The organism is Arthrobacter sp. MYb229, assembly GCF_002975405.1.
Lineage (GTDB): Bacteria > Actinomycetota > Actinomycetes > Actinomycetales > Micrococcaceae > Glutamicibacter.
Genome location: NZ_PCPS01000001.1, coordinates 428,858 through 454,034, shown reverse-complemented (window position 1 = coordinate 454,034; position 25,177 = coordinate 428,858). Strand labels below are relative to the sequence as shown.

Here is a 25,177-nt window from a genome sequence, read left to right as displayed (position 1 = left end):
CTTCAGCCTCCCTGAGCCGCGGTGACGAGTTCAACCCGGTGGCCGGGCTTCAGCTCGAAGTCATTCCAGCCACTGCGCGGGACAACTGCCGAGTCCACCGCCACCGCAACGCCTAAACGCGACCCGTCGCTGGCCCGTCCGTCCGTTCCGATGCTCTTTCCCAAGTGCGCCGCGAGCAGCTCGCGCACGGTGCTTCCCGCCGGCACGGTGGCCGCCTCGGTGTTGAGGATAAATTCGATCTGTTGCATCTTCTCTGGCTCCTAAAATGGTGTGCTGTTGGCGAGTTGCGCGCCAAACCTATCGAGTGAAACGCTGGTCAGCTGTTGTGCATCTGCCGGGTTCCCGAGCAGCAGCTCGGTCCCCAGCCGTGCGCCGAGCGGGGTAAGCAGCACCCCGTGGCGCGAATAACCGGTGGAAACCACCAGTCCCTCATCTACGCGTCCGAGCAGCGGCCGATCATCGGGTGTCGCCGGTCTGGCCCGCACGATCGCCTCGTTCAAGGTGGTGTCGACGATGCCCGGCACGAGCCTGCGCGCATTGTCCAGCAGGGCGTGCATTTCTCCCACGTTCACCTGCTCTTGGCCGTCCTCGCGGCTCGACGCGCCCAGCACGAGGCTTCCATCGGTGCGTGGCACCAGGTAGACCGGCTGCCGATGCACGATTCCGCGCACGGTGTGCTTGATCAGCGGCGCGCCCACCGGTCCTTGGAGCCTGAGGATGTCTCCGTAGACCGGGCGCAATGGCAGAGCCGGCGCACCTGCTAGCGCGCCCAACCCGTTGGCAAGCAGTACCTGATCGCCATGGATTTCTTGGCCAGTTGAGGTAAGCACTCCGCTGGTCCGTGATCCCTGGCGCAGCAGCCGCACCGCCGTTTCGCGCACGATCGACCGGTCAAGCTCATCGATCAGGATGCGCAGCAGGGACCGCGGGTCCAGTTGCTGGTCTTCGGCGCAGCGGATGGCGCCGGCGATGCCGGTGGCAAGCGCCGGCTCGAGTTTGCGTGCCGCGCTGCCCAGCAGCCGCTCGGCGCTGAATCCCAGCGAGGCTTGCAGCTTCATGAGCGCAAGCAGTGCGTCCATATCCGCGGTTTCGGCGGCGACGACCAGCGTGGAGTTTTCTACGTACGCTGGTCTGCTGCCGGTGGTTTGTTCCACGCGGTCAATGAATGCGGGGTATTCCTTGGCCGAAGTGGCCATCAGGCGGTGAAGTGCGCCCTGTCCCCAGGTGGTTTCGGCGGTCGGTGCGAGCATTCCCGCCGCGGCGTGGCTGGCTCCTAGCCCAGGCGCCGGATCCACTAGCGTGATTTCGGCGCCGCGGGCGCGCAGTTCGAATGCCGTGGCAAGCCCGATGATTCCGGCGCCGACAATGACTATATGCACGAAGGCATTTCCTTCCTACGGCGGCATGACCCGCATCAGGTGTAGCGGTCGGCACATGGCCTTCTCAGCCCAATCGCTGTTGGGCTCCCGCGGAGTACTTGGATTATAAGCATGCCTCAGCTCACTTTGGCGAACTTCATGACTTCAACCTGTGGTTCTGCCTGTGATTTACTCGTTGGCATGAGCGAATTCAGTGGTCCGGAGGATTTGTCTACCGATCATCGGCTGGCACAGGTTGTCATCGATGGCGAACGGCAACTGCTCTTGCCTGCCGTCCGCCGGGATCGGCAGGCATTATTGCGGCTGCTCCACGCAGATTTCGAAGAGGTTGGTGCCTCGGGCAGGTGCTATTCTCGCGCGCAGATTATCGAGCAGCTGTGCAATGAACCAGTCGTTGAATCGCCTAGGGACGAAGTGCATGATCCGCGCGTGCGCAGGCTCAGCGATTCGCTGCTGATGCTGCGGTGGCGAACCAAGCCGGAGAACCTGAGCCAACGCACCTCGCTCTGGGTTCATTCGGCCCAAGGTTGGCAGTTGCTCTTTCATCAAGGCACCGGTCAATCCGCGTCGTCCCAGATCAGCGGCCGGCGGCTCGGCGCCGCTGGCGAAACGACGGCATCTTTGCGTCCGCTTCGCCTAGCGGATGCACCGCAAGTCCTCGCGGCCTTCCTTTCGAGCCCGGATATGGCCCGGCAAGGCGAGGTGAGTACGCTTGCCGAGGCCGAAGCCTATGTCCGCATGTTGCTCGAATTCCCGGCCCGGCAGGTTCCGTTGGCCGTCGTCGAGAATTCTGCGCTCGTTGGTCTGGTGTGCGGGACCATCGATGAGGCGAACCTGAGCGCCTGGGTCTGGTATTGGCTGCACGCGGAGCATCGGGGCCGCGGGTTGAGCAGCCGGGCGTTGGCCGCCCTCTCGGCGGAGTTATTCTCCAGCTACCGCTTGCAGCGACTGGAGTTGGGTTTGCGCGTGAACAATCCGGCGTCGAAGTTAGTCGCCGAGCGTTGCGGGTTCATTCTCGAAGGACGCGAGCGCGGCAAGTTCCTGATCAATGGCCAGCGGATCGATGTGTTGAATTATGCGCGGTTGCCCACCGATCCCATCCCGCCGATCAGTCCGCTGGAGTTTCGCGCGGAGGCGGCGGGAGGCTGATTTTCTTCGGGGCCGCAGCGGAACGGAAAGAAAAAGAGTGGGACCGGTTACCCGGTCCCACTCCTTGCTGGTTCTAAGTTCTAGAACTCATTTGGAGGCGTCGGCGGTGTCGCCGACGACCGACGAGTTGGCGCGGTGCCCGAAGTGTCGGGACCGTCCATCTTGCTCATGTCGATTTTCTCCAGGGTGCGAGCCGCAGCATCGCGGCCGCCAAGGCCGAAGGCCAAAGCCGCTGCCAGGGCCGCACCGATCACGATGGCGCCGAAGGCCATGTTGATAATCGAATCGGCCAGTCCCATGTACTTCAGGCCCATCGCGATGAACAGTGCGATGGCGGTGTAGCGGATGATCTTCGAGGCGGTGGTATCGCCCATCAGTCGACCGATCACACTTGCCAGCACGAAGCCGATGGCGATGATGACTCCACCGAAGATGACCTTGCCGCCCAATTCCAAGACCTCGTTGAGGATGTTGGTGATTGCCGGGAAGTTCAGCATGCTTGCTGCCATGACCGCGAAGAACAGGATAATTGCGATCTTCACGATGGTGGCGATGATTCCCGATGCGCTCTGCCCCTCGGGAACAACTCCCCAGCCCGCCACAACTCTGTCGGTCCCCACACCGCGCAGCGTTGATTCGAGCAGCTTGCCGACAAACTTGGCGATCAGGAAGCCCACGGCCAGAAGGATCAGGGCCATGATTACCTGTGGAATTGCGGTCAGGACGATCTGCAGCATCTCCTGCGCTGGTACCGAGATGGCCTCGATGCCCAACACCTGCAGTGCGGAAATAGCCACGACCAGCAGGATCAGCGCAAACACGATATTTGCGATGACGTCCACGATGGTCCGCTGCGTGCGCAGCGAGGTCTCGGGGTCGACTTCTTCGCCGTCGCCGGGAGTCAGCTTGCGAACGAGGGAACTGAAATCGACAGTTCCCAGACCGGTCTGGATCAGCTGCTTGATCACATTGGCGATCACATAGCCGATGATGAAGATGAAGGCCGCACCGATGAGGTTAGGCAGGAAGCCCATGATTCCGGCGAGCAAGTCCTGCACCGGGGTCAGCACCTCGGTCAGCGAGAAGACCTGGAGAATAGCGATCAAGCCGAAGAGCCAAACGACCAGCGACGCGACCTTGCCTAGCGAATCACCGATCTGCTTGCCATCGGTGCCCTCCTTCTGGAGGAACTTGATCTTGGTGACGAGTTTGGCGACAGCCCATTTGACAACCTTGGCCACCAGCCAGGTGATGATGAGAATAACAAGCGCGATGGCAACTTTTTGCAGCATCGACGCCCAGTCAATGTTTCCTAGAACGTTCTGAGTTTGCATCTCTGCTCCTTCAACGTGGGGATAATTTAGACACTACGACGAGGATTTTTTGCTGACTAGGGCAAGGAGCGAACCGGCGGCCCTAGCGGATAACAAATACCGACATCGAGGAACTAAATCCGCACCCAAAACGTGCAAATTCAACGGATAGAGCAGTAGATCACATGATTTGATACGAAACCACTGTACTTGAACATTTTGGTTTCGACCCCGGTCACAAGTTCGACTTTCCGGGCTTGACTTTGGATGACTCGCAAGTGTCTGAATTCCCGGTTACATGCGCCCGGCTTTCCGTGCGGAGAGGCACACCAGGAATTCACCATCCCGGCCATGCCGGTGCAACGTCTGGCATGGCCGGTCGAATTCAACGCGGCCCTGGTTCGGACCCGCGAAAATGCTGGCCGTTCAGGAGGCCGAGTCGGCGCCCTCGATGGTGCTGGTGACCTTGGACCCCAGCTCGACGGTGCGCGAGACCGTGCAGTATTTGTCGTGCGAGAGCTTCACAATGCGCTGGACCATTCCGGCTGCCTTGCGGCCTTCCACGGTATCGGGGAACTTCAGGTTGAAGGACATATCGATGTCTTCCATCTGGCTCGCGCCGCCTGCTTCGACCTTGTAGCCGGTCGCGGTGACCTCGAATTTTTCGGGCTCGGCATGCCTGGTCGTCGCGGCATCGACGTCAATCGATGAGCACCCGGCAATCGCGGCCAGCAGCAGTTCGACCGGGGAGAGCAGGCCTTCGCCTTGGCCGAACTCGATGCTCGCACCGCTCTCGGTGCTGGTCGCCTGGTAACGGCGCGAGGCCAGGCGTTCGATGGAGACTTTACGCAGGGAACGGGTATTTTCTGTCATGCGTCTATCGTTCCACGGGTCGCTCGCGGACCTTGGCATGACGCAGGGACACGCTAGGACTTTTAGCGTCGGCACCGACAAGACCGGCTTGGTCCTCCGATTCGAATCCGCAGCGCTTGTAGAATTCCAACCCAGCGGCATTTTGCGCGTTGAGCACCATCTCGATCTCCGCGCACCGGGAGCGGGCGAAGTCGGCCAACGCTCTGCCGATACCTTGTTGGCGATGCTCATGGTGGACCCATAGGAGCTCCACACGCCGATCGCCCAGGGCCATGAAGCCCACGACCTGCGTGCCCAGGTGCGCTACGAAAATTTCTGCACGTTGCGCATAAACGGTTTCCAAGGTCGAGGCTACGGAGGTCAAATCGGCGGCCGAGAGGAAATCCAGCCGCCCTTCGACGGAGGATCTCCACACGTCCAGCAGTTCCGGAACTTCTTCGATGCCCGTCCATGGGCGGATGCTCAAGGAGTGCGCGGAGGGCGGCTGGTTCATGTCGGGGCTTTGCGAATCCATTGCTACTCCTCCTGTGCAGGGTGCACTACGCACCCTACTGATTCGTAACTTAGCGCTTCCTGAACCCCGCGTTCAAGTGCTGATCGCAGTATTTCCCCGCTTGGCGCGCCGCTCTGAGGGTTCTTGCCACGTCCCGAAGCAAGCCTGCGGGTCGCTCAATACCGCTTCCCCGGCCCCGGCAGGACGCCATCGTTCCGGCACCGCTGATGTGACCTAGACAACGCAAGGTAAGTTCGACATCCTAGTCATAGCATCAACGACCATTCGATTACACGGTTTCACCACTGAAAACACGGTGATGAACGGTCCGCGAACCGCCGAACCTTGGAGGAGAGCCCATGGCCGAGGCCTACATTATCGATGCGCTGCGCACACCGGTGGGACGCCGCGGCAAGTCCCTGACGGCCTTGCACCCGCTGGATCTCGCGGCCGCGCCGCTGGCGGAACTGGTACGCCGCAACGGCATCGATTCGACGCAATATGACGAGATCATCCTCGGCTGCATCGACCAGGTAGGACCAAACGCCATGGACATCGCGCGCAACGCGTGGTTGGCTGCGGGCCTCTCGGAACAAGTCCCGGGAACCACGATCGAGCGCCAGTGCGGCTCGGGGCAGCAGGCGGTGTCCTACGCGGCCCAGGCGGTGCTCAGCGGCACCAGCGATCTAGTGGTCGCCGGCGGCGTGCAATCGATGTCGAGCATTCCGCTGTCCTACTCCAATACGGCCGCCGCGCAGTTCGGCTTCCCCGACCCGTACACCGGCTCCGCGCGGTGGGCCCAGCGCTATGGGGACCAGGAGATCTCGCAGTTCCGCGGGGTGGAGATGATGGTTCAGAAGTGGGGGCTCACCCGATCCCAGCTCGAAGATTTCTCCGTCGCTTCCCATGAAAAGGCCCTGCATGCCCAGGAGCAAGGCTACTTTGAGCGGGAGATCCTGCCGCTGGCCGAATTGCGCGCCGATGAGGGACCGCGCATACCGGACCGGGCGAAGATGGCCTCGCTGCCGCCGATTATCGACGGCGGCCTGCACACCGCCGCCAGCGCCTCGCAGATGTCCGACGGCGCCGCCATGCTGCTGATCGCCTCCGAAGCCGCGGTCAAACGCTACGGACTGAAGCCGCGCGCCCGGATCCACCACATCTCGGCCCGCGCCGATGACCCGGTGATGATGCTCTCGGCACCGATCAACGCCACGCGGCACGCGCTGGCCCGCACCGGAATGAGCTTGGAGGACATGGACCGCATCGAAATCAACGAGGCCTTCGCCGCCGTGGTCCTCGCCTGGCAGCAGGAAACGCAGGCGGATATGGCTAAGGTCAACGTCAATGGCGGCGCCATTGCGCTCGGCCACCCCATCGGTGCCACCGGTGCCCGATTGATGACCTCGCTGCTGCATGAGCTGGAACGCAGCGATACCCGTTGGGGCTTGCAGACCATGTGCGAAGGCGGCGGGCAGGCGAACGTCACCATCCTCGAACGGCTCTAAGCCCCGAACGGGCCAACGATTTCTCGATTAAGGATTCCCGCTCATGAACGATTCCCTGCCAGCAAGCGAAGAGCCGAACCCGATGTCTGCCGCCCTCAAGGATTCGCATAACACTATCGGTGCCCTGCTGCGCCGCAGCGCCGCGCGCAACCCCGAGGCCAGCGCCCTGCTCTTCGAAGAGCGCGAGTGGAGCTACCGCGAGCTTGAAAGCGCGGCGCGGCGCGTGGCCCGCCGGCTGCAGGTGGCGAACCTCCCGTCCGGTTCCCGGGTGGCCGCCTACGCGGCGAATTCCGATGCCTACGCGATCCTCTTCCTGGCCTGCGCCCTCGCCGGGCTGGTGCATGTGCCGGTGAACTTCGCGTTGAAAGGCGATGAGCTCAGCTACCTGTTGGAGGATTCGGGCGCGGTGCTGGTGGTAGCCGACGAACGGCGGCTCGCCCTGGTCGACCAGGTTCGCGCGCAGGGCCGGGCCCCGGCGGTGGAACGGGTATGGACGCTCTTGCCGGCCGGCACCGGGGAGCCCGCAATCTTGGATACCGCGCTGGATCCCGGGGCGGCGCAGCTGCCGGCGGCGCAAGGCTCCGGGACCGAGCTGGTGCAGCTGCTGTATACCTCGGGCACTACCTCCGCGCCCAAGGGCGCGATGATGACCCACGCCGCGCTGCTGGCCCAGTATGTTTCCTCAATCATTGCCTTGGATTTCACCGCCGAGGACCGCCCGCTGATCGCGATGCCGCTGTACCACTCCGCGGCCATGCACGTGTTCCTGCTGCCCTATTTGTCTCTCGGGGCACGCGTCCGGCTGCAAGCCAGTCCCGATATCGCCGAGACCCTGGAAAGGGTCGAAGCCGAGGGCATCGGGTCGCTGTTCCTGGCCCCGACGGTGTGGGTGCCGCTGAGCAACCACCCGGACCTGGAAAGACGTGATCTCTCCTCGCTGGCCAAAGCCCAATACGGTGCCTCGATCATGCCGGTGACGGTTCTGGCGCGGCTGCGCTCACGCTACCCGAAGATCGGTTTCTACAACTGCTTCGGGCAATCCGAGCTGGGTCCGCTGTGTTCGGTGCTGCGCCCCGAGGAGCATGAGGCCCGTCCGGCCTCCTGCGGCCGTCCGGTGTTCTACGTCGAGGCCCGGGTGCTCAACGCCGCCGGGGAACTAGCCGAGGCTGGCGAACCAGGCGAGATCCAATACCGCTCCCCGCAGGTGATGAGCGGCTACTGGAACAAGCCCGAAGCCACGGCGCAGGCCTTTGTCGACGGCTGGTTCCGTTCCGGCGACCAGGTCACCGTCGATTCCCAGGGCTATATCCAGGTGGTGGATCGGATCAAGGACGTGATCAACACCGGCGGGGTGCTGGTCGCTCCGCGCGAGGTCGAGGACTGCATCTACGAACTCGAACAGGTAGCGGAGGTGGCCGTGCTCGGGATCGCCCACGAGCGTTGGATCGAAGCCATCACGGCGGTGGTGGTGCTCAAGGAAGGGGCCGAGCTGAGCGCCGAATCCGTGCGCAGCCACGTGAAAAGCCGGATCGCCGACTACAAGGTGCCCAAGCGCGTGGATTTTGTGGCGCAGCTGCCGCGCAACCAATCCGGGAAGCTGCTCAAACGCCAGTTGCGGGCCGAACGTGCCGGAGTCGAAAGCGGACCGCGCGCATGAGCCAGCCCATCCCCATCACCACGGTGGAAACCAGGAATCAGGCAGCAACCGCGATCCGCGTGAAGACTCGGCCGGGAATCGTGCGCATAGTTTTCCAGCGTCCCGGGCAGGGCAATGCGCTGAATCTGGCGTTGGCGCGCGAGGCCCTGGCCGCGCTGCGCGCCGCGGAGGAAGATCCCGACGTGCAGGTGCTGACGTTGACCGGCGAGGGCCGGTACTTCTGCGCCGGCGGCGACGTGTATTCCATGGCCGCGCTAGCTGCCCGGGACCGTCCGGCGTATCTGGCGCAGCTGGCCGGGGCGGCCCACGAGCTGGCACTGGCGATCGTGCGTTCCCGGTTGCTGGTGATCGCCGCGGTCAACGGCGCGGCGGCCGGCGCTGGATTGGGGCTGGTGCTTTGCGCCGACTGGGTGCTGGTCGACGAGTCCGCTCCGCTGGTGGCCGCATATGCCTCCATCGGGCTGAGCCCGGACACGGGGGTCTCCTATTTCCTTCCCCGGGTTCTCGGCCATCAACGGGCCGTGGAGCTGACCCTGGGCGGGCGCAAGCTGGACGGTGAGCAGGCGGTCGACTGGAGCCTGGCCAACGAGGCGGTGTCCTCCGAAACCTTCGCGCCGCGTCTCGCGGAGCTCGAAGACGGCTTCGTGCGCGGCGCGGTGCAGGCGATCGGCCCCACCAAGTCCCTGCTCCGCGCCGGCGTCGCGGAGGAACTCGAAGCCCATCTGCATGCCGAGGCTTCGAGCATTGCCCGCCTGTCGGAACACCCCGATTCGGTTCGGCTGGTCAACCGCTTCGCCGGCAAATAGCGCACGCGGGCCGGCGCAACGCTCAGCGGAGGCCGCCGGCTTGGAGATTGCGCAGGTAGGCCAGCGAGTCGGCGGCCAAGGCATTCTGGCTGCTGGCCAGCGGCCGCCAGATCGCTGCGGCCTCCGCGAGCGTGGGGCTGTGCGGGCTGAAGGACTTCACGCACAGCGGTCCGTCGTAGCCCGCGAGGTCCAGGGCATGGACGAACCCGTGCCAATCGAAATGGTCAGCTCCCACGATTCCGCGGTCGTTCGCGCTGAGCTGCACATGGTTGATGTGCTCCGTGGCCCGGGCCACCGCGGCGGCAATTTCCTGCTCCTCGATATTCAGATGGTAGGTGTCCAGCCCCATGCCCAATCCGGGGCCCAGCAAGGGCTCTAGCGCGTCGAAGCACTGGTCGATGGTGTTCAGCAGCGAGGTTTCGTGACGGTTCAACGGTTCGATGGCCAGCGTGATGCCTCGCGCGGCGGCGTGCTCGACCAGTGGGGCCAACGCGGTGCGCAATTGCGCATAGGCCGCCCTGCGCTGCCCGTCGTCCAGCGCGAACAGCCTGCCCGTGGCGGTGTACAGCGGGCCGGCGACGGTGGTTGCGCCGAGCGATGCCGCCGCGTCGATGCAGCCGCGGAGGTAGTCCTGCGTTGCCTCGACTTCTGCCCTCGGCACCCCGATGAGGTTGTGCCCCGCAGGCATCACTGCGGCAAGCACCGGGTGCAAACCCAGTTCGCCCAGCAGGTCCTTGGCCCGTTCCGGATCCCAGTCGCCGAGTTGTTCCAGTGGTAGCTCGATGGCATCGAACCCCAGCTGCGCCGCTTGGGTAGCCAAATGCGCCAAAGATTCATCGGTCAGCCTGGAGGTCCACACCCAGGTGCTCACCCCGAGTTTCCGTTGCATAACCCTCCGCCTCCTGAAATGGGCCGGCCGGTGCGACCGGCCTGTGCGTTGTCTGCCGTCGTACTTTCAGGTTACGCCCGGAAGAACGACGCGGATAGGGCGGCCATTGACTCTCAAAAACATCTGGGACTAGCCATCGGCAAATTCTCAATTCCACAATGGGCACTGACCCGCTCAACCGGGCCGGCTGATCCGTCTGGAGTTTCCGGGCTTCTTGGGTGAATTTTTTCATTCACAGCCGCTAGATCACTTCACCTGCCGAACACTTATTTACCGGTTGCCGGGGCACAGCGCCCTTGGTGCCTATTAGTGGTATACGCGGTGTGAGTTCCGGTGGATGGATTGGGGTTCGGGTTCGGTGACTGAATGAAAAAATATTCGCCCTTGTTCCTGCGCCAAGTTCGTGGGTGATTCTCCGGTTGCAGCGCAACGGCAGCCCAGTCTGCAGGTGCTGGGACTGCTGGCCGGCGAGATGCTTTCCCGGAGGTTTTGACTGCCAACTTTATTTGGCGGTTAAATCGCGACACTAATTGGCGGTTCATGGAGCTCCAAGAGTGGAGCCCTCGTAGAACACCGCAACGCCGGAAACTCAATCACCAACGTTCGTACTTTTCAACGTGCTTGAAACGTCTTGCAACCCATAGTTTGTTGAGACAACACGGATAGGGTCAAACAGGCATCTAACCCAATACCATCTCCTGCAACGCGGCAAGCAACATGAAGAGGGCCACACCTGGCAGGTGCGGCCCCGTCATGTCTGGCAACTTCAGGTATTGGCGTAGGGTGCTGGACACTTATTCCAAAAGCTCTCCGACGCCACGAAGGTTTATTTCACCGAGGGTAACGATGTGCAGGTATTGTTCCGGTGCTTGCTGTTCAGCGGCGTCCCGACTGCAATATAGAGCCGTGGGCTGTGGATTCTCCATGATCCCGAAGATTGGATTCCCATCGGCGTCCTCATCGTACGATGACAAAGTAGTATGCGTCAGATACAAAACGCAGCCATCTACCAGGTCTATGCTTTCGGCACCCTGCACCTTTCGAGCTTCCCAGCTGACTTTAGTGTCTAGATACTTTTCCTGAATCGCAAAGCATTCACGTTCGCTGGCCACGATCGCAATTATTGGCTCTATGTATTCAAGATCTGGAAATGGGCTGGGTTGTTTCCCATAGACGACGTAGACCATCAGATCTTCTGAATATTTCGAGCCAAGGCGAATCTTGATTTTTGTCAGGATGCTGCTTAGAGACGGCATGGAACCCCCTTCTGTACAGGAGCGTAGGCATCAGCATAGTAAGTCTTGCCTTTGTAGACAATAGTTCCGAGAGTACGGCCTGACCATGTGGTTTTTTTCGCAGATTTGCATGACAGTGCGTGATTTGTCTGCGTGAAGACAACAGGATAGTAAGTGCCGTTATATTTATCGCCCTTTATCTTTTGGGCTGGCTGGCTAATATCCGGGCCACCTTTGATCCACCAGGCTAATCGTTTAAATCGCGCCTGTGAAGAATGCTTGATCGAAGTGACTTTCGTGGTGCAATAGGTTGTGGATTTGAAGCCACCCGTACTATAGTTCCCAGATTTTCTGGTGTGAAAACCTGCGGCAACGATCTTGCAAGGCCCATAATTCACTTTTGCCATGGCACCCACATTGAATCCGGCTTTGTGTAGTTCGTCCATCTTATCCATCTTGGCTACTGCATCGGCAGGCGATTCCGCTTCGATGTAGTTCGATTCCGTAGGGGTTTTTTCGGGGAAGAAATCTTTCGTTGAAAGGGCGTATTCCGAGGACTGCTGCACCGTGTGGGTTTCGCTAACAGGAGTTTCAACAGCCTGCGCCATCCCCGGTAATGCAGCTACCAAAGACAACGCAAGGGGTAATGCTACAAAAGTAAAATTCATCGTTATGCCTGACGCTTGTAGTTTAAACTTTTGGTTCTGGACTCAATATTTTTATTATCTTCAATAGTGTAACTTCTCGCCTAAAGTTTTTACCACAATGCACCCTACAGCAGGCTGAAAGTTCATAGTCTTCGATAAGGGCTGATTCGAGGCATCGGTCACGTCCGACTTTGCGACCTATCGAAGAAATTAGAACGCTGACAGGCGAGATCACTATTGATCCAAGCCAGGTCATTGAATTTGAGTGCCAAGGCCGCGGGGTGTGCGGTCCCTAGGAGCTTTGGCCTTTCTGGTGCTCTTGACGGCCCTGATGGCAGGCTTCCTGAGCTGACGTCACCTCGACGCGAATGCTCTCCATCTCACGGTCGATGCGTTGGGCTTCGAGATTTTGGACCGTGCCCTCGCGTTTCTCGGCGCTCACATATATAGTCCCGCTTATGGGCGCCTAAAACCGCCACTTGGAGCTGCGATTTAGCCGTCAAACGAACCCAACAGTCACAACTTGTAAAGTGGCGGCTTTAATATCCCAAAAACGATCGTTTTCGGTGTGGCATCTACTGCGTCCTCACCGAGGATTCACAGCCGCCGCGCAACGACGAATCAAATCCTGATCTTCACCTTCCTGCACGCTCGTAGCTCCGCACCAGCGAGAACCATCGGAACTGACCGCAGTGAAGTGATTAAACCCTGGGCCTTGCCCACCGTGCCCAACAACTACTGGAGGTAGGCCGCGCGTCATAAGTCCCAGCCCGTATCCAGCTTCCGGCGACATTGGATGATTCTGCGGAGCACCAACCAAATGGGTTTTCAACATTGCTTCAGGCAAAGCCGACCCCAGCTCATTTCGCATGATTAATGCAATACCGCGTGCAGCTTCATCGGGCGTGGCAGCGAAAGTTCCGGTGTACACCCATCCTGGGTGGTAATTGCGCAATTCTTCAGTGATCGCGGGATGGTTGCACTGTTCCCAATCATCAGGGCAATCAAAAGGGGAGGCTTGAATACCAAGAGGGCTAAAGATCAAGCTGTCGAGCACGTTGAAAAAAGGCTTCTGGTGGAAATCTTCGAGAGCTAAGCGTAAAAGTAGATACCCGATATTTGAATAGCGAAATACGCCGGGGTTTTGCACCTCTGCACGAGCGATAATGTCCTTTGAGTCCCAGGGTTCTGCGGCGTTTTCTACTGCTACTCGATAGTCTGGCCAAACAAAGTAATCATTGAGCCCGGAACGGTGTGAGTGAGCTGTCTTCGAACGACAGAGGCTTCAAATGCGCAGGTAGCCAGGCTAGGCGATCACCGATGTGTTGTTGCGGATTAAACGTCAAAAGAACGGCGGCGGCGGTGTAGGATTTCGCGATGCTGTAAATAGGGACCGTATGCTGCATGTCTCCATTCTGACACCCGGTACCGACAAGAGGAGAAGTGCCCAGCTGAATCGGCCTCCTAAACGATCGTATTCGGTGCGCATATTCGGCATTCTAAGATCAGGAAAAGATCGTTCCGATTCACTCCCTCCGAAAAATCAACGCGCCTCTGCACAGCGGTGTACTGCGCAAACGGCTGCCCCGAACTTTCCCGTAGAACGTTCCCCCTACTGGGACTGCACGAACCGCCATGTAGAGCTGCAACTTAACCGCCAAATAAAGTTATCAGTCACACCCCGAGGTTTTCATCTGACGCAACGAATCAGAACTCCCGGAAGTAGTGGCAAGTCATGGCAGGGTGCGGCGAGGATACCGGCGAGCGCTAGCCGCTAATAGTGAGCGTCGCGGTCCAGCGCGCCAACGCCTGGGCGAAAATCTCGGGCTGGTCAATATGCGCGTTGTGTCCGGCACGGTCCAGTTCGAGGAAGGAAGCGTTGGGGTAGCGGACCAGCAGCGCCTTGGCGTCCTCGAACCCGACGATATGGTCTTGCCTTCCACAGGCGATGAGCACCGGAATCTGCGAAATCCGCTCGCGGTCCACCGGCAACGTCTCCAGGAAGTAGCGGGTGGACAGATGCGCCATGGCGCGCAGGTCAGCGGCGAGCACTCCGGGCAGCACATGGCGCTCGAATTGTTCCCAGTTCGCGCGGGTCTGGATCACCGACATCTGCGCGTAGTGCCCGGCATTGACCGGACCCAGCTCCTCGAGCAGCAGTTCGTCTTCGTGCACCACGCTGCGCGCCGGCACCGTGCGTTCCTCGGCCGCCGGTCGGGTCACCGGCGCCAGCAGCACCATTCCGCGCACCTGGGATTCGAAGCGGTCTGCCATCTCCTGGGCGAGCAGGCCGCCGAGCGAATTGCCGATCAGCGCGAACGGGCGTGCCCCCAAGTGGCTTTGCAACAGCTTCTGGAGCCAGGCGGCGAATTCGGGCAGGCCGGCGCGGCCCGCCAAGGCTGGAGTCCCACCGAATCCGGGCAGGTCGATGTAGATGCGCTGCAGGGTGCCGGCAGTTTCCAACTGCTCATCGAGGGCGAAGAGGATCCGGTGGTCCACCCCGTTGCCGTGCACCAGGACCACCGGAAATCCGGTGCCGTAGACCGCGGCGATGCCCTCGGGCAGGGGTTGAGACGGCTGTTGCTCTCTCACGATGTTTCCTTGCGTTGGGTGGTTCTCGCCAATGGAGACGAGACTAATCGCTCGTGTCGCGCCGGGCAATGAACACGAACTGCCGCCCGGGCCTATCCGGGGCCTCCTGCACCGTCTCCACCGAGAATCCCGCGGCTTCCACCGTGCGCGTCAGCTCTTGGCGAGTGCGGTAGCGAAGTGTGGAATGCGAGACCAGTTCGGTGCCTTCCTGCTCGAAGCGAAAGGTCTCACGGAAGCTGAGCAACTCATCGGCGTAGTCCAGCACTTCGATCCAGGTGCTGACCGGCCCCAGCCGATCGATCAGGGTCGTTTCGCGGGTCAATTCCGGCGTCCAATTCAGCCAGGCACGCGCTTCGGGCCGCCGTGCCTCGAAAATCAGCCGCCCGCCAGGTTTCAGCAATTGCGCGATGCGCTCCAGGGTCTGCTGCCACTGGACATCGCCGGTGAAGACCATCGCGACGTTTGCGGTCATCACCGCCGCGTCGAAATTTCCTGCCGGCACATCATCCACCGTCCCATGCACCCATTGCACCAGCGGCGCCTGGGGCTTGGCTCCGGCCACCGCCAAGCTGCCGCCCGCAGGATCGACCCCGGTGACCTGCAGTCCGCGCGCGGCCAGTTGGCAGGCGAAGGTTCCGGTCCCGCAGCCCACGTCCAAGATCTTGCGCGCACCCAACGAGTCGATGATCTGCGCATAGGGCTCCAGATCGCTGCGGTCGGCATCAAGCGGGTCATAGAGCTCGGCGAGGCGCGCATCGGCGAAGCAAGCGTCGGCTTCAAGCTCCTGGCTCATAGGTCATTTCCCGCCGCGGGCAGGACACAGAATTCGTTGCCCGAGGGGTCCTGATAGACGCGCCAGGGCAGTTCGCCCCAATTCGGATGCAATTCCGTGCCCCCGCGGCGCACGATCTCTCGGGCGAGCGCCTCGGCATCATCGGCGGCTTCCAAACGCACGTCCAGGTGCAGTCGATTCTTTTCCGGTCCCTTGGCCAGAGGTTCGGGGCATATTTCCAGCACCGGCCCCCGATAGCTTGGATGGCGCAGCGTTCCGGGCCGGCCAAGCGCGGTCTGCTCCCAGCCGGTGAGCCAGGACCAGAAGGCGGCATCGCGACGCACATCGGAGGAATCCAGGGGCAGCGCGGCGATAGGTCCGGTATTGCTATAACTTGCGCGGCCTTCCATGACGCAGAAGGCGTTGTCTTCAGGATCGCCCAGCACCACCCAAGGGACATCCTGCTGCCCGATATCCTTGGGACTCGCGCCCAAGGCGAGCGCGTGGGCGATCACCTGTTCTTGCTCCTGGCCACCGAGCAGGTCCAGATGCAGCCGGACCGGATCCCGCGGAGCTTCGGGAACACGTTGAAAGCACAGATCGAGGGTCGGCCCGTCGGGGATGTGCAGGCGCGTTTCGAATCCGCTGGCATCCTCGTCCAGAAATTCGCAGCCCAGCAGCTCCTGCCAGAATCGACCGAGACGCTGCGGATCCACCGAGTCAAAAACGATGTTTTCCAGGTACATGCGCCCAGCCTACCGTGCGAGCAGTCGCTGGATCGTGCGCCCCGATACCCACCGCGGGACCTGCTCCTGGTAGCGGCGATAGCGCTGGCCGAAGGCCCTTTCGAGCGCTGCTTCCTCGGCGGGAATCTGCACCCTGTCCAGCAGCAGCACAACTCCCGCGGCCGGAAGCAACGCCAGCGCGCTGCGCCGCCACAGGGCGTGCGCTACGAGCAACACCGCCAGGCTCAGATACATCGGATTGCGAGTCAAGGTGTTCGCCGAGTCCGTCACCAGATCGTTCATCGAGTCCAAGGCCATCGGGTTGATGGTCGTTTGCCGGTGGCGGAAGGCCCGGAGGCTGGAGATATCCAGCGCCAAGCAGACCGGCAACAGCAATCCCGCGAATACTCGTGAGCGCGGCGAGCTGTGGCGATGGCGCGACAGGAGCGCCTGCAGCGCACCGGCGCCCAGCGCTAATACCGGCGGTGGAATGCGCAGCATCGACATGGCTCCTCTAATTCGCGGCTCCGTCTAATGCTTCGATGCTACGCTCCCGGCTAGAATTTCGCGCCCCTGCCCATCTCGTGAACAGGCACAAGCAAAGGTAGGATCGGCATAACCGGTCGGCCCAATATTTTCCAGGAGCATGCATGTCCTATCTAGTCGATTTCAAAGAGGTGAGCACCGCGGGTCTGGAAAGCTCACCGGTGGCCGATGCCCTCGCCGGATTGCGCGCCAATGAGGCCCGGTACCTGAAGAATAAGTTCGACCACGACCTCATGCTCAGTGCCGCCCAAGACGTCCCCGAAATTGTCGACTGGGTGCACCGCATCCTCGCCGACGAACGCGACCTGCAGATCGCATCCCCGGTGCTGCAGGCGAGCCTCTTCGAAGCCGATGGCGCCAAACGCGCCTACCTCTTCTACGAATCCGGTCTCTCGATCAATGTGCTCTACTCCCTGGCACCCGGCGCGAAGCGTGCGGTGGGATTCAAGCTCTCCGAGGGGATGGACGTGCCCGAGGAACTTGCCCAGCGCTTCAAATTCGCCCGGCAGAAGTCGAAACTTGCCGGAACCATCCGCGGATCCTACTTCGTGATCAAGGGCGAATACTAGCGGTCCGGCGGAGCTCCCTAGCCAGCTATCGGAATCGGCTCTAGGCTAAGAGCCACCGGGCCACGCTTCGGACCCAGAAGCGGCTCAACTCACCGCACCGACGAGGATATGAGCATGTCGAGTTCCAGCACCCCGACCTCCGATTCCACCGCATCTGGTTCGCCGCCGCGGATCCCGCGGCGGATCTTCGCTTGGGATCCCGGCCGCGACACCGTCATTGCCTTGGGCACGCTGCTGGCGTTCTGGGCCTGCTATTGGGCCGGCAGCGCGTTCGGCGGCGGGTTCTTGATTGTCGGCATCCTGCTTTTCGGCACACTCATTCCGGCGCTTACCGTGCTCAGGCAGCGTCGGGAAGGCTGGGCCGGGCTCGGCATCACCCGCAGATTCCTTCTCCGCTCCCTGATCATCGCCGCGCTCCTCGGGGCCGGCTCCGCCTACCAGCTCATCACCACTGCCGCCGCGCAGCAGGTCGAGCTCCTCCCCCACCTGCTAGCCAACCTGTTGGTGTTTTGGGAGCCCTTCTTCGTCTTCGGCTGGCTCTATCTACGCTGGGAACGCGCCTTCGGCTGGCTGCCGGCCATCGCGCTCACCGGCCTCGGTTTTGCCCTGCAGCATGTGGGATCGGTTCCGCTGCCGGTGGCGCTGAGCTTCGGATTGTTCGCCCTCGCCTTCGCCATCGTCTTTGCCTGCGTGCGTAACCTCGCGATCCTCTGGCCGCTGTTCTACCCCGTGGCCAGCGGCATCGGCACCCTGCAGTCGGGCTTGGCAATGGGCTGGGACAGTGTCGGCTCCGGCGCGTTCCTGCTTGCCGCGCAGGCAGTGATCCTCTTTTTCGTCGTCCGCGGCCTCCGCACAAAACTGACCTTCTAAATCCCAAGGAACCCTCCATGGAGCAATCCTCAGCGTTGGAAATTGTCAAGAACTATCATCGGGCCTGGACTTCGGGCGATGTCGAGCTGGCGATGAGCTATGTCGCCGATGCCATCACCTGCCGGGCGCCGGGCCTCGATCTGGAGGGCAAACAGGCCTACCGGCAGTTCATCGCCGGGTTCGCGCCACTGCTGACCGGTACCGCGCAGATCGCCGAATTCGCCGAGGGCAACCGCGTGGCGCTGTTCTACTACCCGCAGACCACCAGCACCTCCTCCGCCGTGGCCGGCGAATGCTTTACCGTCTCCGACGGCCAGATCAGCGACAGCGTGCTGGTCTTTGACCGGATGTCCTATGCTCCGGCCGAGCCCCGCTAAGCGAGGGCAGAGATGATGCACACGGCCCAGCAGCTGCTCATCGAGCGCATTCGCGAGAAACTAGCCGGCGAGCCGGTCCTGCGCGAGGTATCGATGTTCGGCGGCCACTCATTTATGGTCAACGAGAAACTTCTGGTCGGCGCGCTCAAGGAAGGGGCGTTATTGGTTCATGTTGCCCCGGCGAACCACGCCGAGCTCTTGCTGAGCCCCGGAGCCGGCCAGGCGGAAATGGGCACCGGACGGAGCATGGGGCCGGGCTGGATCCAGGTGGACGCCGCGAGCCTCGAGAAGGACGATGCTTTGGCTTCGTGGCTGGGCACAGCCCTGGAATTCAACCGTGCGCTGACCGGTGGCGGCCGCTGAACCCGACGTTGGACTACTCTTGCGGTACGCTGCCCACCTGCTTGGCGGGAACTCCCACGACGATGGCCCCGGCCGGCACGTCTTTGGTCACCACCGCCCCGGCACCGACCACCGCGCCATCGCCGATGCGCACCCCGGGGAGCACCGTCACATTCGCGCCAAGCCAGACGCCGGCGCCAAGCACCACCCGTGCCGGGTGCATATCCGCGCGCCGGCTAGGCACGATGTCATGGTTCAACGTGGTGATCACCGCGTTATGCCCGATCAGCGAACCCTCGCCGATCTCGATCCCGCCCTGGTCTTGGAATCTGGCGCCGCTGTTGACGAACACGTTCTCGCCGAAGTGGATATTCTTGCCGAAGTCGGCCGTAAATGGCGGAAACAGCTGGACGGATTCTGGCACCTCTCTCCCGGTCAGCTCGCCGAGCAGCGCACGGACCGCCGCGGGCGAGTGGTAGCTCCCGTTCAGCTGAGCGGCGATGCGCAACGCCTCCTGGCTCGCGGCGTGCATCGCCTGGTGATGCCCGGAACCTCCGGTGATGCTCTGGCCCGCGTTCAGGGCGGTTAATAGTTCCTCGAGTCCTGCAATGTTGCTCATGGTCTTACGCTAGCGCACCGCACACGGACTTCGGCCACAACTTCCCTGCATAGCAATCTATGCTGGGTTGACCCCTTCGCCGTCAGGAGCTGCTCGTGTTGATCACCGATCCGAACGCACCGATTCCCGTTCAGTTGCGCAACGCGGAGTTCTTGCTGCGTCCGCCCACCGCCGAGGATGCCGCATTGGACTACGCGGCGGTGATGGAAACCCGCGAGTCCTTGCGGCTCTGGGAGCAGGACCCGTGGCCGGCCGATGACTTCAGCGTGGCGGAGAACCGCGAGGACCTCATCGAGCATGAGCGCTTCCACAAGGAGCATCGCGCCTTTACCTACACGATGCTCGATCCCAGCGAAACCGAGTGCCTGGGCTGCGTGTACGTCTACCCGCCCGGCGCCAAATTCCTGGCCAAATCCACCGTGAGCGCCGTGGGCTCCGGCGCATGGGCGGAGCTGGAGGCGGTCATCTATTTCTGGGTTCGTGAATCGCGGCTGGAATCCGGGCTCGATGAACGCCTCTTGGCTGCGCTGCGCCAATGGTTCGCCGAGCAATGGCAGCTGCGCGACACCGTGTATGTCATCAGCGAGCCCTACGCACATCAGCTGCAATTGATCGAGCGCAGCGACCTGGAACTGCGGTTCAGGGTGCGCGAGCCCGGGAAATCCGCGCCGTACCTCGCCTTCGGCTAGAGCCCTGCGGCGCCTTTGCGAAGGAGGAGGGTACCTGAGAGCTCGGTGATGCGTATGCGTATTTCGCAGGTGTTAAGCGGGGTTGAGATTCGTGCTTGTTTTTGGAATGGTGGCACCCACGTGCCCTGATCTTGGCATGTCCGCAACCGGAAGGAGAGCCTCGTGCTCACACTGACCGACCAGGCAGATACGATCGTTACCGCGATCGTCACCAACCAGTCCGAGGCAGCCGATGCCGGACTCCGAATCCATCAGTCCGAAGGTGCCGGAGCGCCGAACGAAGCAGCCTTCGCGGTGCAGATTGTTCCCGCACCGGAACCAGCCGACGTGGTAGTTCGCGGCGAAGGAAGCCCGGTTTACCTGGACGAGCTGATCACCGATGAGCTCGACGACAAGGTGCTCGACGCGGCCGTTGACGAGCAAGGCGCCGTCAGCTTCCAGATCCTCCCTAAAAGCTAACCTCGGTTCGCTCCTTAAGCTTCCCGCGAGGGTCGCCCAGCCGGGCGGCCCTCGCAGGCTTTTTGGGCATCAGCCCAGCGCTTCATCCGAATTCCCCGGTCTCAGAATTCGCAGATCCCGCAGATGCGGGAAACAATGGCATTATGCCTTTCGCCGATCAACTCATCGGTGCCGATGTCGCCGAACAGCTCGCCCATGAGATCCAGGCCGTCATCCCGGAGCACCCCTTGCAATTCCTGCCGGCAGCCAGTGCCGCTCTGGCCGAGCTGAGCCTGCGCGAACGCGCCGATGCCCTGCGCGATGCCCTGCTGGCGGAATTCCCCGATGACTACGCGCGGCTGGCAACGGTCATCCGAGAAGCCAGCGAGCGTTCCGCGACCTTCACCGGTTGGATGATCTGGCCGGTGACCAGCGCGGTGGCGACCCGTGCGGTACGGGAGAATACCTCCGCGGCATTCAACGACGCTATGGCCCTGTTGGCCGCGCTCACCGGGAGATTGACCGCGGAGTTCGCCATTCGGACGCTGCTCATCCATGACCTGGACAAGGCCCTGGAGATCGCCGAAGAGTGGACCCGGTCCCCCGACGAGCACGTGCGCCGGCTGGCCAGCGAGGGCACCCGCCCCTATCTGCCCTGGGCGGTTCGCGTTCCGCAGCTCACCGCGACGCCCGGCCGCACCATCCCCATCCTCGATGCGCTGTACCGCGATGAAAGCCAGTATGTGCGTCGTTCCGTGGCGAACCACCTGAACGACCTGAGCCGCGATGCTCCGCAGCTGGTCACGCAGACCGCTCGCCGCTGGCTGCAAGCTCCCGAGAAAACCACACTGCCGCTGGTGAAGCACGCGCTGCGTACCTTGATCAAGCGCGGAGATCCCCAGGCCCTGGCGGTCCTCGGCTTTGCTCCGGCGACGCTGGAGATCGACGGCCCGCGGCTCGGCCAGCAACAAGTTCCATGGGGTGGAAACGTGGAATTCACCGCGGCCATACGCAATGCCGGCGCCGAGCCGAGCGCGCTGGCCATCGACTACCTCGTCCACCATCTCAAGGCCAACGGGTCCACCAGCGCCAAGGTCTTCAAAATTGCCACGCGCACCTTGGCACCGGGCGAAAGCCTGGACATCGGCCGTTCCCATTCATTCCGGGCGATCACCACCCGCCGGTATTATCCCGGGCTTCATGGGATCGCATTGCAGATCAATGGGGTTCCCACGCACACCGTGCACTTTGAGCTGCTCGCCGAGCCGCCGGGCTGACATAGCGCGGCGAGCGGGGCACAATGTGGAATATGGATTCCAAAGAGATGCTCATCCAGCTGGCTACGCTGCCGCTTTCGGCCGCCCGAAATCTTCCACCGCTCGGCGCCGCGCAGCTCAACGCGCATCCTGCGGGACACCCGAATTCAATTGCCTGGCTGCTGTGGCATAGCGCCCGGGAAATCGATGTGCAATTAGCCGAGCTCAACGACCGGCGCCAGGTCTGGGAAGACTTCGGCGAGCGGTTTGAGCTTGGCGAGATCGGGATGGGCATCGGCTACGGGCATAGCCGAGAGCAGGCGAGGAGCATTGTCGTCGAGGACCAGCAGCTGCTGCTCGACTACCTCGAGGCAACGCTCGCCGCGCTGAGCGGGTACGTCCGAACCTTGGGCGAAGCGCAGCTCGATGAGATCGTCGACCGCGCGTGGGAGCCACCGGTGACCCGCGGGGTTCGGCTGCTCTCCATGCTCGACGATGCAATCCAGCATGTCGGACAGGCCGCCTACGCGGCCGGAACCCTGGCCTGATCGCTGAAGCCACCTCGGGGGCCAGCCGCTCCCCCAGGGGATCGGTCATCCTCGATCGGGAAGTTAGCCATCCCGATCGAGGAGTGCACTCCAGCGCAAATTACCTTTCGCGACGGGCTACTTGACCCATTTGGCCAGTTCCGCCGCGGAAAGTTCTGCCAACCATATTTGCCATAGCGGGCCGAAGGTCACGCGGCGAACTCCGAGCGAGCCGAGCTCCGCGAGGTTCCCTGCGCCGTGGGCTTTGACCGGATGAGCCGTGACGTTGACCGGGATCTGCACCGCTTCGACAAAGCGCCGGACCTGTTCGGCGGTGCTCAGCCCCACGGGGTAGACTGCACGCGCGCCGGCCTGCTCCATGAGCTTCACCCGCGCGATCGCTTCTTCCGCGGGGTCCGCGAAGACGTCGGTGCCGAACTTCAACGCGTCGGTACGCCCATTGATGACGAAGGAAACACCCGCCTCATCGGCGCTCTGGCGCGCGGCGGCAATGTAGTCGGCATGTTCCTGGCGATCGCGCACGCGCTTTGACTCGGAGTGCACCACATCCTCGATGTTCGCACCGGCGGCGCCAGCATCGAGAAGCCGCCCGATAAGTTCCGCTGGTTCCAGTCCGTAGCCGGATTCAACATCGACGCTGACCGGGATGTTGACCGAATCCATAATGACCTGGCTGTGGCGCAGATAATCCTTGAAGTCCATCTTTTCGCCATCTGCGCTGCCCGTGGCGTCAGCTACGGGGTGGCTTCCGATGGTGAGACCTTCAAATCCCGCACTGACCGCAACATTGGCGCTCCAGGTATCCCAAACCGTGGGAAGAACCAAAGTACGGCCGGAATCGTGCAGGTCGGCGAGCTGCTGGGCGAGCTGTGTGACATCAGACATGTGGGTTCTCCTTGGAGTCGCTGAACAAGGCTCAGCGTACCAGTGACCGTATCCGCACTCTAGGGTGGCTTCCAATCAGTGTTTTAATCCCCGCGAAGCCCCCCGAGCTCTTGTAATTTTCTCCACAGTAAGCAATCGTTCAACGTAGGAGAAAAGGAGAAAACGGTGGCGATGCGCTCGGGACGTAAGCATGATTGGGCAACGATCCCCAACGCCATCACGGTGCTCCGCTTCCTGCTAGTCATACCCATCTGCGGCTACCTGATCTCCGATACGCGGCCGGTGCTCACCGCCATCTTGCTGCTGGCCTTCGGCCTGAGCGATTGGATCGACGGTTTCATCGCACGCAAGTTCGGCCAGGTTTCCCGGCTCGGCATTCTGCTCGATCCCATCGCCGACCGCCTGGGAATCGTTGCCATCGCCATCGCCTTTGTGCTGAACGGATCGGTTCCGCTGTGGATCGGGTTGGCCATCTTCATCACCGATCTGACCTTGCTGTGCACCTACTTCTTCTTGCGCCTGTCTTCCCCGCCGGAATCAACATGGCTTGGAAAGATCAGAACAGGGATCATGATGCTGGGCTTGGCCTGTGTTGCGCTGGGGCGCATCGAACAGCTTTCGGTACTCTTCACCCCGGGTATCTACATTCTCGCCGCTGGTGCCCTGCTGCATCTGTTCGTCGGTTTCGGCTACCTGCGGATCATGCGGAAGACCGCCAGCGAACAGCGCAAGGCACCCTAGCTCCCGCCGCATTGAGGCAGAATAGTCAGATGGGTTCCCTTAACCGACGCGCAGCAAAATCGGATCAGCAAACGTCAAAGCGCGCCAAGGGTGATTCGCCGCTGATCTGGATTCCGGTGCTCCGGACGATGTTCTACAAGGCGATCTTCGTCGCGGTCATGGGGACCATCTTGGTGTTGCTTTCCGCTACCGGGCTCCTGACCACAAACCACATCAATGAAGTCCAGCGAGATGGCGCATGGTCCGGCATCGCCGTCGCCATGTGCGCATTGCTCTTCACTTTCCTGGGCGTTGACTCCAAGCGCCCGGATTCGGGATTGCCCGCCAAAGGCCTGCCTCAGCTCTTAATGCTCTCCACGCTGGTTGCAGTCCTGCTGATGCTGATCTTCATGATCAGCTGGCCCATAGCCGTTGACCAAAATATCTACGGCACAACCGTTGCCGCTTGGTACATCTCTGAGCCGCTGGCATTTGGGTTGTCGGCGCTGTTTGTCATCGCCTCGTTCTTCTGGTCGTCATTGGCCCTCTTGGGGATGACGGCCAGCAAAATGCCGAGCAAGCTCCTCGGTTACGTATTCCTGTTTGCCGTCACCGGTATCGGCATGTGGCTTGGCTCCAGGTTGTTCATGTCCCCGCCTGCCGAGGCGAATCTGGCCCTGTGGATCGTGCTCGCGGCGCTCGGCATCGCATTGCAACCGATCGTGGGCTTCTGCACCGGGCGGCGGATTCAACGGCAGCTAGCCTCGAAGTAGCCGCCGTCGCCGACCGGTTGCAGCTCCGCACCCGGATGTGGTGGCCCGTGCCATGAGCTGCCTTGGGGCTATTTCCGTTGCGGCCGAATTCCGCGCAGGGTGGGGCCCCGCCCGGCGGCGACAGCAATTGCGGCCACCAGCTGGACCCCGGCTGATAGCGAGGCACCAAGAATCCACCACGATCCGGTATCCGAGAGCACCGACCACACTACTATTGCCAGGCCGGCCAAGAACCCGCCGAGGACGAGACCGGGAACCGGCCACAGCGCTCGGGCCCGGATAAGCGGCACGAGGAAAAGGACCCAGCCGAGCAGCAGCATCGCGATACCGAGCAGATCCCACGGCGAAGGCCCATGCCCCTGGCTCAGCCGGAAAACCGCACCACCACTGTCGGGTACCGCCACGATGCCGATCCCGACCAGCGAGAAGATCAACCACAGCATCAGGCCGCGAAGCACGGCTCGCCGAATGTTCATCTTCCCAGATTAGCAATCGGGAAGCTTTTGG

At 61.9% G+C, this 25,177-nt stretch carries 31 protein-coding genes, 1 pseudogene and 1 riboswitch; of the genes and pseudogenes, 14 read left to right on the top strand and 18 right to left on the bottom strand.

Annotation, left to right across the window (positions count from 1 at the left end; all coding sequences use genetic code 11):
* Positions 1 to 2: 2 nt before the first annotated feature.
* Positions 3 to 248: a sulfur carrier protein ThiS gene (gene thiS / locus CQ019_RS02185; protein ID WP_096284514.1), complete on the bottom strand. Its 246-nt coding sequence runs from the start codon at positions 246 to 248 to the stop codon at positions 3 to 5.
* Between the two features lie 12 nt (positions 249 to 260).
* The gene (thiO, locus tag CQ019_RS02180) at positions 261 to 1,379 is read right to left on the bottom strand and encodes a glycine oxidase ThiO (protein ID WP_096284512.1); all 1,119 of its coding nucleotides are present in this window, start codon (positions 1,377 to 1,379) and stop codon (positions 261 to 263) included.
* Positions 1,375 to 1,480: riboswitch (TPP riboswitch) on the bottom strand. Its footprint overlaps the gene before it by 5 nt.
* Positions 1,481 to 1,559: 79 nt before the next feature.
* Between thiO and CQ019_RS02175 the strand changes: the two genes are divergently transcribed.
* Positions 1,560 to 2,528, top strand: coding sequence for a GNAT family N-acetyltransferase (locus tag CQ019_RS02175; protein ID WP_219844235.1), 969 nt, complete (start codon positions 1,560 to 1,562; stop codon positions 2,526 to 2,528).
* An 80-nt stretch (positions 2,529 to 2,608) separates the two neighbouring features.
* Here CQ019_RS02175 and CQ019_RS02170 read toward each other — a convergent pair whose 3' ends face one another.
* From CQ019_RS02170 to CQ019_RS02160, 3 genes are all read right to left on the bottom strand, one after another.
* The gene (locus CQ019_RS02170; protein WP_105568839.1) at positions 2,609 to 3,862 is read right to left on the bottom strand and encodes a mechanosensitive ion channel; all 1,254 of its coding nucleotides are present in this window, start codon (positions 3,860 to 3,862) and stop codon (positions 2,609 to 2,611) included.
* A 405-nt stretch (positions 3,863 to 4,267) separates the two neighbouring features.
* Positions 4,268 to 4,714, bottom strand: a complete 447-nt coding sequence (locus tag CQ019_RS02165) for an OsmC family protein (protein WP_105568838.1) — start codon at positions 4,712 to 4,714, stop codon at positions 4,268 to 4,270.
* A 4-nt stretch (positions 4,715 to 4,718) separates the two neighbouring features.
* Positions 4,719 to 5,228, bottom strand: a complete 510-nt coding sequence (locus CQ019_RS02160; protein ID WP_105568837.1) for a GNAT family N-acetyltransferase — start codon at positions 5,226 to 5,228, stop codon at positions 4,719 to 4,721.
* Between the two features lie 338 nt (positions 5,229 to 5,566).
* Here CQ019_RS02160 and CQ019_RS02155 point away from each other — a divergent pair, with 338 nt between their 5' ends.
* The 3 genes from CQ019_RS02155 to CQ019_RS02145 all read left to right on the top strand — a co-directional run bounded on the left by CQ019_RS02155 (position 5,567) and on the right by CQ019_RS02145 (position 9,178).
* Entirely contained in the window at positions 5,567 to 6,715 is a 1,149-nt protein-coding gene (locus tag CQ019_RS02155; protein ID WP_105568836.1) for an acetyl-CoA C-acetyltransferase, read from the top strand.
* Between the two features lie 82 nt (positions 6,716 to 6,797).
* The gene (locus tag CQ019_RS02150; protein ID WP_105569248.1) at positions 6,798 to 8,372 is read left to right on the top strand and encodes a fatty acyl-CoA synthetase; all 1,575 of its coding nucleotides are present in this window, start codon (positions 6,798 to 6,800) and stop codon (positions 8,370 to 8,372) included.
* Positions 8,369 to 9,178 carry an enoyl-CoA hydratase/isomerase family protein gene (locus CQ019_RS02145; RefSeq protein WP_258133820.1) on the top strand — a complete coding sequence of 270 codons (810 nt, stop codon included), beginning with the start codon at positions 8,369 to 8,371 and terminating at the stop codon, positions 9,176 to 9,178. The genes CQ019_RS02150 and CQ019_RS02145 overlap by 4 nt, the downstream gene beginning before the upstream one ends.
* Before the next feature lie 22 nt (positions 9,179 to 9,200).
* Here CQ019_RS02145 and CQ019_RS02140 read toward each other — a convergent pair whose 3' ends face one another.
* The 10 genes and pseudogenes from CQ019_RS02140 to CQ019_RS02110 all read right to left on the bottom strand — a co-directional run bounded on the left by CQ019_RS02140 (position 9,201) and on the right by CQ019_RS02110 (position 16,539).
* Entirely contained in the window at positions 9,201 to 10,067 is an 867-nt protein-coding gene (locus CQ019_RS02140) for a sugar phosphate isomerase/epimerase (RefSeq protein ID WP_105568835.1), read from the bottom strand.
* Between the two features lie 794 nt (positions 10,068 to 10,861).
* Entirely contained in the window at positions 10,862 to 11,323 is a 462-nt protein-coding gene (locus tag CQ019_RS02135) for a hypothetical protein (RefSeq protein ID WP_105553031.1), read from the bottom strand.
* Positions 11,311 to 11,970, bottom strand: coding sequence for a hypothetical protein (locus tag CQ019_RS18165; protein ID WP_146112438.1), 660 nt, complete (start codon positions 11,968 to 11,970; stop codon positions 11,311 to 11,313). Before CQ019_RS18165 ends, CQ019_RS02135 begins: the two co-directional genes overlap by 13 nt.
* Positions 11,971 to 12,241: 271 nt before the next feature.
* Positions 12,242 to 12,391 carry a hypothetical protein gene (locus CQ019_RS18405; RefSeq protein WP_181148222.1) on the bottom strand — a complete coding sequence of 50 codons (150 nt, stop codon included), beginning with the start codon at positions 12,389 to 12,391 and terminating at the stop codon, positions 12,242 to 12,244.
* A gap of 144 nt (positions 12,392 to 12,535) precedes the next feature.
* Positions 12,536 to 13,147, bottom strand: a pseudogene (locus CQ019_RS02130) (serine hydrolase); the annotation flags it as partial.
* Positions 13,148 to 13,184: 37 nt separating this feature from the next.
* Positions 13,185 to 13,355: a hypothetical protein gene (locus tag CQ019_RS18400; protein ID WP_181148221.1), complete on the bottom strand. Its 171-nt coding sequence runs from the start codon at positions 13,353 to 13,355 to the stop codon at positions 13,185 to 13,187.
* Between the two features lie 361 nt (positions 13,356 to 13,716).
* Positions 13,717 to 14,541 carry an alpha/beta fold hydrolase gene (locus tag CQ019_RS02125; protein ID WP_219843917.1) on the bottom strand — a complete coding sequence of 275 codons (825 nt, stop codon included), beginning with the start codon at positions 14,539 to 14,541 and terminating at the stop codon, positions 13,717 to 13,719.
* Between the two features lie 43 nt (positions 14,542 to 14,584).
* A complete protein-coding gene (locus CQ019_RS02120; RefSeq protein WP_105568833.1) occupies positions 14,585 to 15,334 on the bottom strand; it encodes a bifunctional 2-polyprenyl-6-hydroxyphenol methylase/3-demethylubiquinol 3-O-methyltransferase UbiG in 750 nt (249 codons plus the stop codon).
* Positions 15,331 to 16,059 (bottom strand): VOC family protein, encoded by a 729-nt coding sequence (locus CQ019_RS02115; protein ID WP_096288835.1) that lies wholly within the window; start codon positions 16,057 to 16,059, stop codon positions 15,331 to 15,333. Before CQ019_RS02115 ends, CQ019_RS02120 begins: the two co-directional genes overlap by 4 nt.
* Before the next feature lie 9 nt (positions 16,060 to 16,068).
* Positions 16,069 to 16,539, bottom strand: a complete 471-nt coding sequence (locus CQ019_RS02110; protein ID WP_181148220.1) for an isoprenylcysteine carboxylmethyltransferase family protein — start codon at positions 16,537 to 16,539, stop codon at positions 16,069 to 16,071.
* 149 nt (positions 16,540 to 16,688) lie between these two features.
* On the opposite strand from CQ019_RS02110, the gene CQ019_RS02105 reads away from it, so the two are divergent.
* The 4 genes from CQ019_RS02105 to CQ019_RS02090 all read left to right on the top strand — a co-directional run bounded on the left by CQ019_RS02105 (position 16,689) and on the right by CQ019_RS02090 (position 18,763).
* Entirely contained in the window at positions 16,689 to 17,153 is a 465-nt protein-coding gene (locus CQ019_RS02105; RefSeq protein ID WP_105568831.1) for a phage tail protein, read from the top strand.
* A 114-nt stretch (positions 17,154 to 17,267) separates the two neighbouring features.
* A complete protein-coding gene (locus CQ019_RS02100; RefSeq protein ID WP_105568830.1) occupies positions 17,268 to 18,023 on the top strand; it encodes a hypothetical protein in 756 nt (251 codons plus the stop codon).
* Positions 18,024 to 18,040: 17 nt separating this feature from the next.
* On the top strand, positions 18,041 to 18,400 hold the full coding sequence (locus tag CQ019_RS02095) for a nuclear transport factor 2 family protein (RefSeq protein WP_105568829.1): 360 nt from the start codon (positions 18,041 to 18,043) through the stop codon (positions 18,398 to 18,400).
* A gap of 12 nt (positions 18,401 to 18,412) precedes the next feature.
* A complete protein-coding gene (locus CQ019_RS02090) occupies positions 18,413 to 18,763 on the top strand; it encodes a TfoX/Sxy family protein (RefSeq protein ID WP_105568828.1) in 351 nt (116 codons plus the stop codon).
* A gap of 13 nt (positions 18,764 to 18,776) precedes the next feature.
* Here the strand turns inward: CQ019_RS02090 and CQ019_RS02085 are convergent, their stop codons facing one another.
* Positions 18,777 to 19,361, bottom strand: a complete 585-nt coding sequence (locus CQ019_RS02085) for a DapH/DapD/GlmU-related protein (RefSeq protein WP_096288845.1) — start codon at positions 19,359 to 19,361, stop codon at positions 18,777 to 18,779.
* Between the two features lie 95 nt (positions 19,362 to 19,456).
* On the opposite strand from CQ019_RS02085, the gene CQ019_RS02080 reads away from it, so the two are divergent.
* The 4 genes from CQ019_RS02080 (at position 19,457) to CQ019_RS02065 (ending at position 22,292) form a co-directional block, all read left to right on the top strand.
* On the top strand, positions 19,457 to 20,050 hold the full coding sequence (locus CQ019_RS02080; protein ID WP_258133818.1) for an N-acetyltransferase: 594 nt from the start codon (positions 19,457 to 19,459) through the stop codon (positions 20,048 to 20,050).
* A gap of 162 nt (positions 20,051 to 20,212) precedes the next feature.
* Entirely contained in the window at positions 20,213 to 20,509 is a 297-nt protein-coding gene (locus CQ019_RS02075; RefSeq protein WP_096288849.1) for a Fe-S cluster assembly protein HesB, read from the top strand.
* 143 nt (positions 20,510 to 20,652) lie between these two features.
* Positions 20,653 to 21,765, top strand: coding sequence for a DNA alkylation repair protein (locus CQ019_RS02070; protein WP_105569246.1), 1,113 nt, complete (start codon positions 20,653 to 20,655; stop codon positions 21,763 to 21,765).
* Positions 21,766 to 21,797: 32 nt separating this feature from the next.
* Positions 21,798 to 22,292, top strand: coding sequence for a DinB family protein (locus CQ019_RS02065; protein WP_105568826.1), 495 nt, complete (start codon positions 21,798 to 21,800; stop codon positions 22,290 to 22,292).
* 117 nt (positions 22,293 to 22,409) lie between these two features.
* On the opposite strand, the gene CQ019_RS02060 is transcribed toward CQ019_RS02065, so the two are convergent.
* The gene (locus CQ019_RS02060) at positions 22,410 to 23,177 is read right to left on the bottom strand and encodes an isocitrate lyase/phosphoenolpyruvate mutase family protein (RefSeq protein ID WP_105568825.1); all 768 of its coding nucleotides are present in this window, start codon (positions 23,175 to 23,177) and stop codon (positions 22,410 to 22,412) included.
* A gap of 171 nt (positions 23,178 to 23,348) precedes the next feature.
* On the opposite strand from CQ019_RS02060, the gene CQ019_RS02055 reads away from it, so the two are divergent.
* Together CQ019_RS02055 and CQ019_RS02050 are read left to right on the top strand one after the other, a co-directional pair.
* On the top strand, positions 23,349 to 23,918 hold the full coding sequence (locus CQ019_RS02055; protein WP_105568824.1) for a CDP-alcohol phosphatidyltransferase family protein: 570 nt from the start codon (positions 23,349 to 23,351) through the stop codon (positions 23,916 to 23,918).
* Positions 23,919 to 23,947: 29 nt separating this feature from the next.
* On the top strand, positions 23,948 to 24,670 hold the full coding sequence (locus CQ019_RS02050; protein WP_105568823.1) for a hypothetical protein: 723 nt from the start codon (positions 23,948 to 23,950) through the stop codon (positions 24,668 to 24,670).
* A gap of 68 nt (positions 24,671 to 24,738) precedes the next feature.
* On the opposite strand, the gene CQ019_RS02045 is transcribed toward CQ019_RS02050, so the two are convergent.
* Positions 24,739 to 25,146 carry a hypothetical protein gene (locus CQ019_RS02045; protein ID WP_105719006.1) on the bottom strand — a complete coding sequence of 136 codons (408 nt, stop codon included), beginning with the start codon at positions 25,144 to 25,146 and terminating at the stop codon, positions 24,739 to 24,741.
* Positions 25,147 to 25,177: the final 31 nt, after the last annotated feature.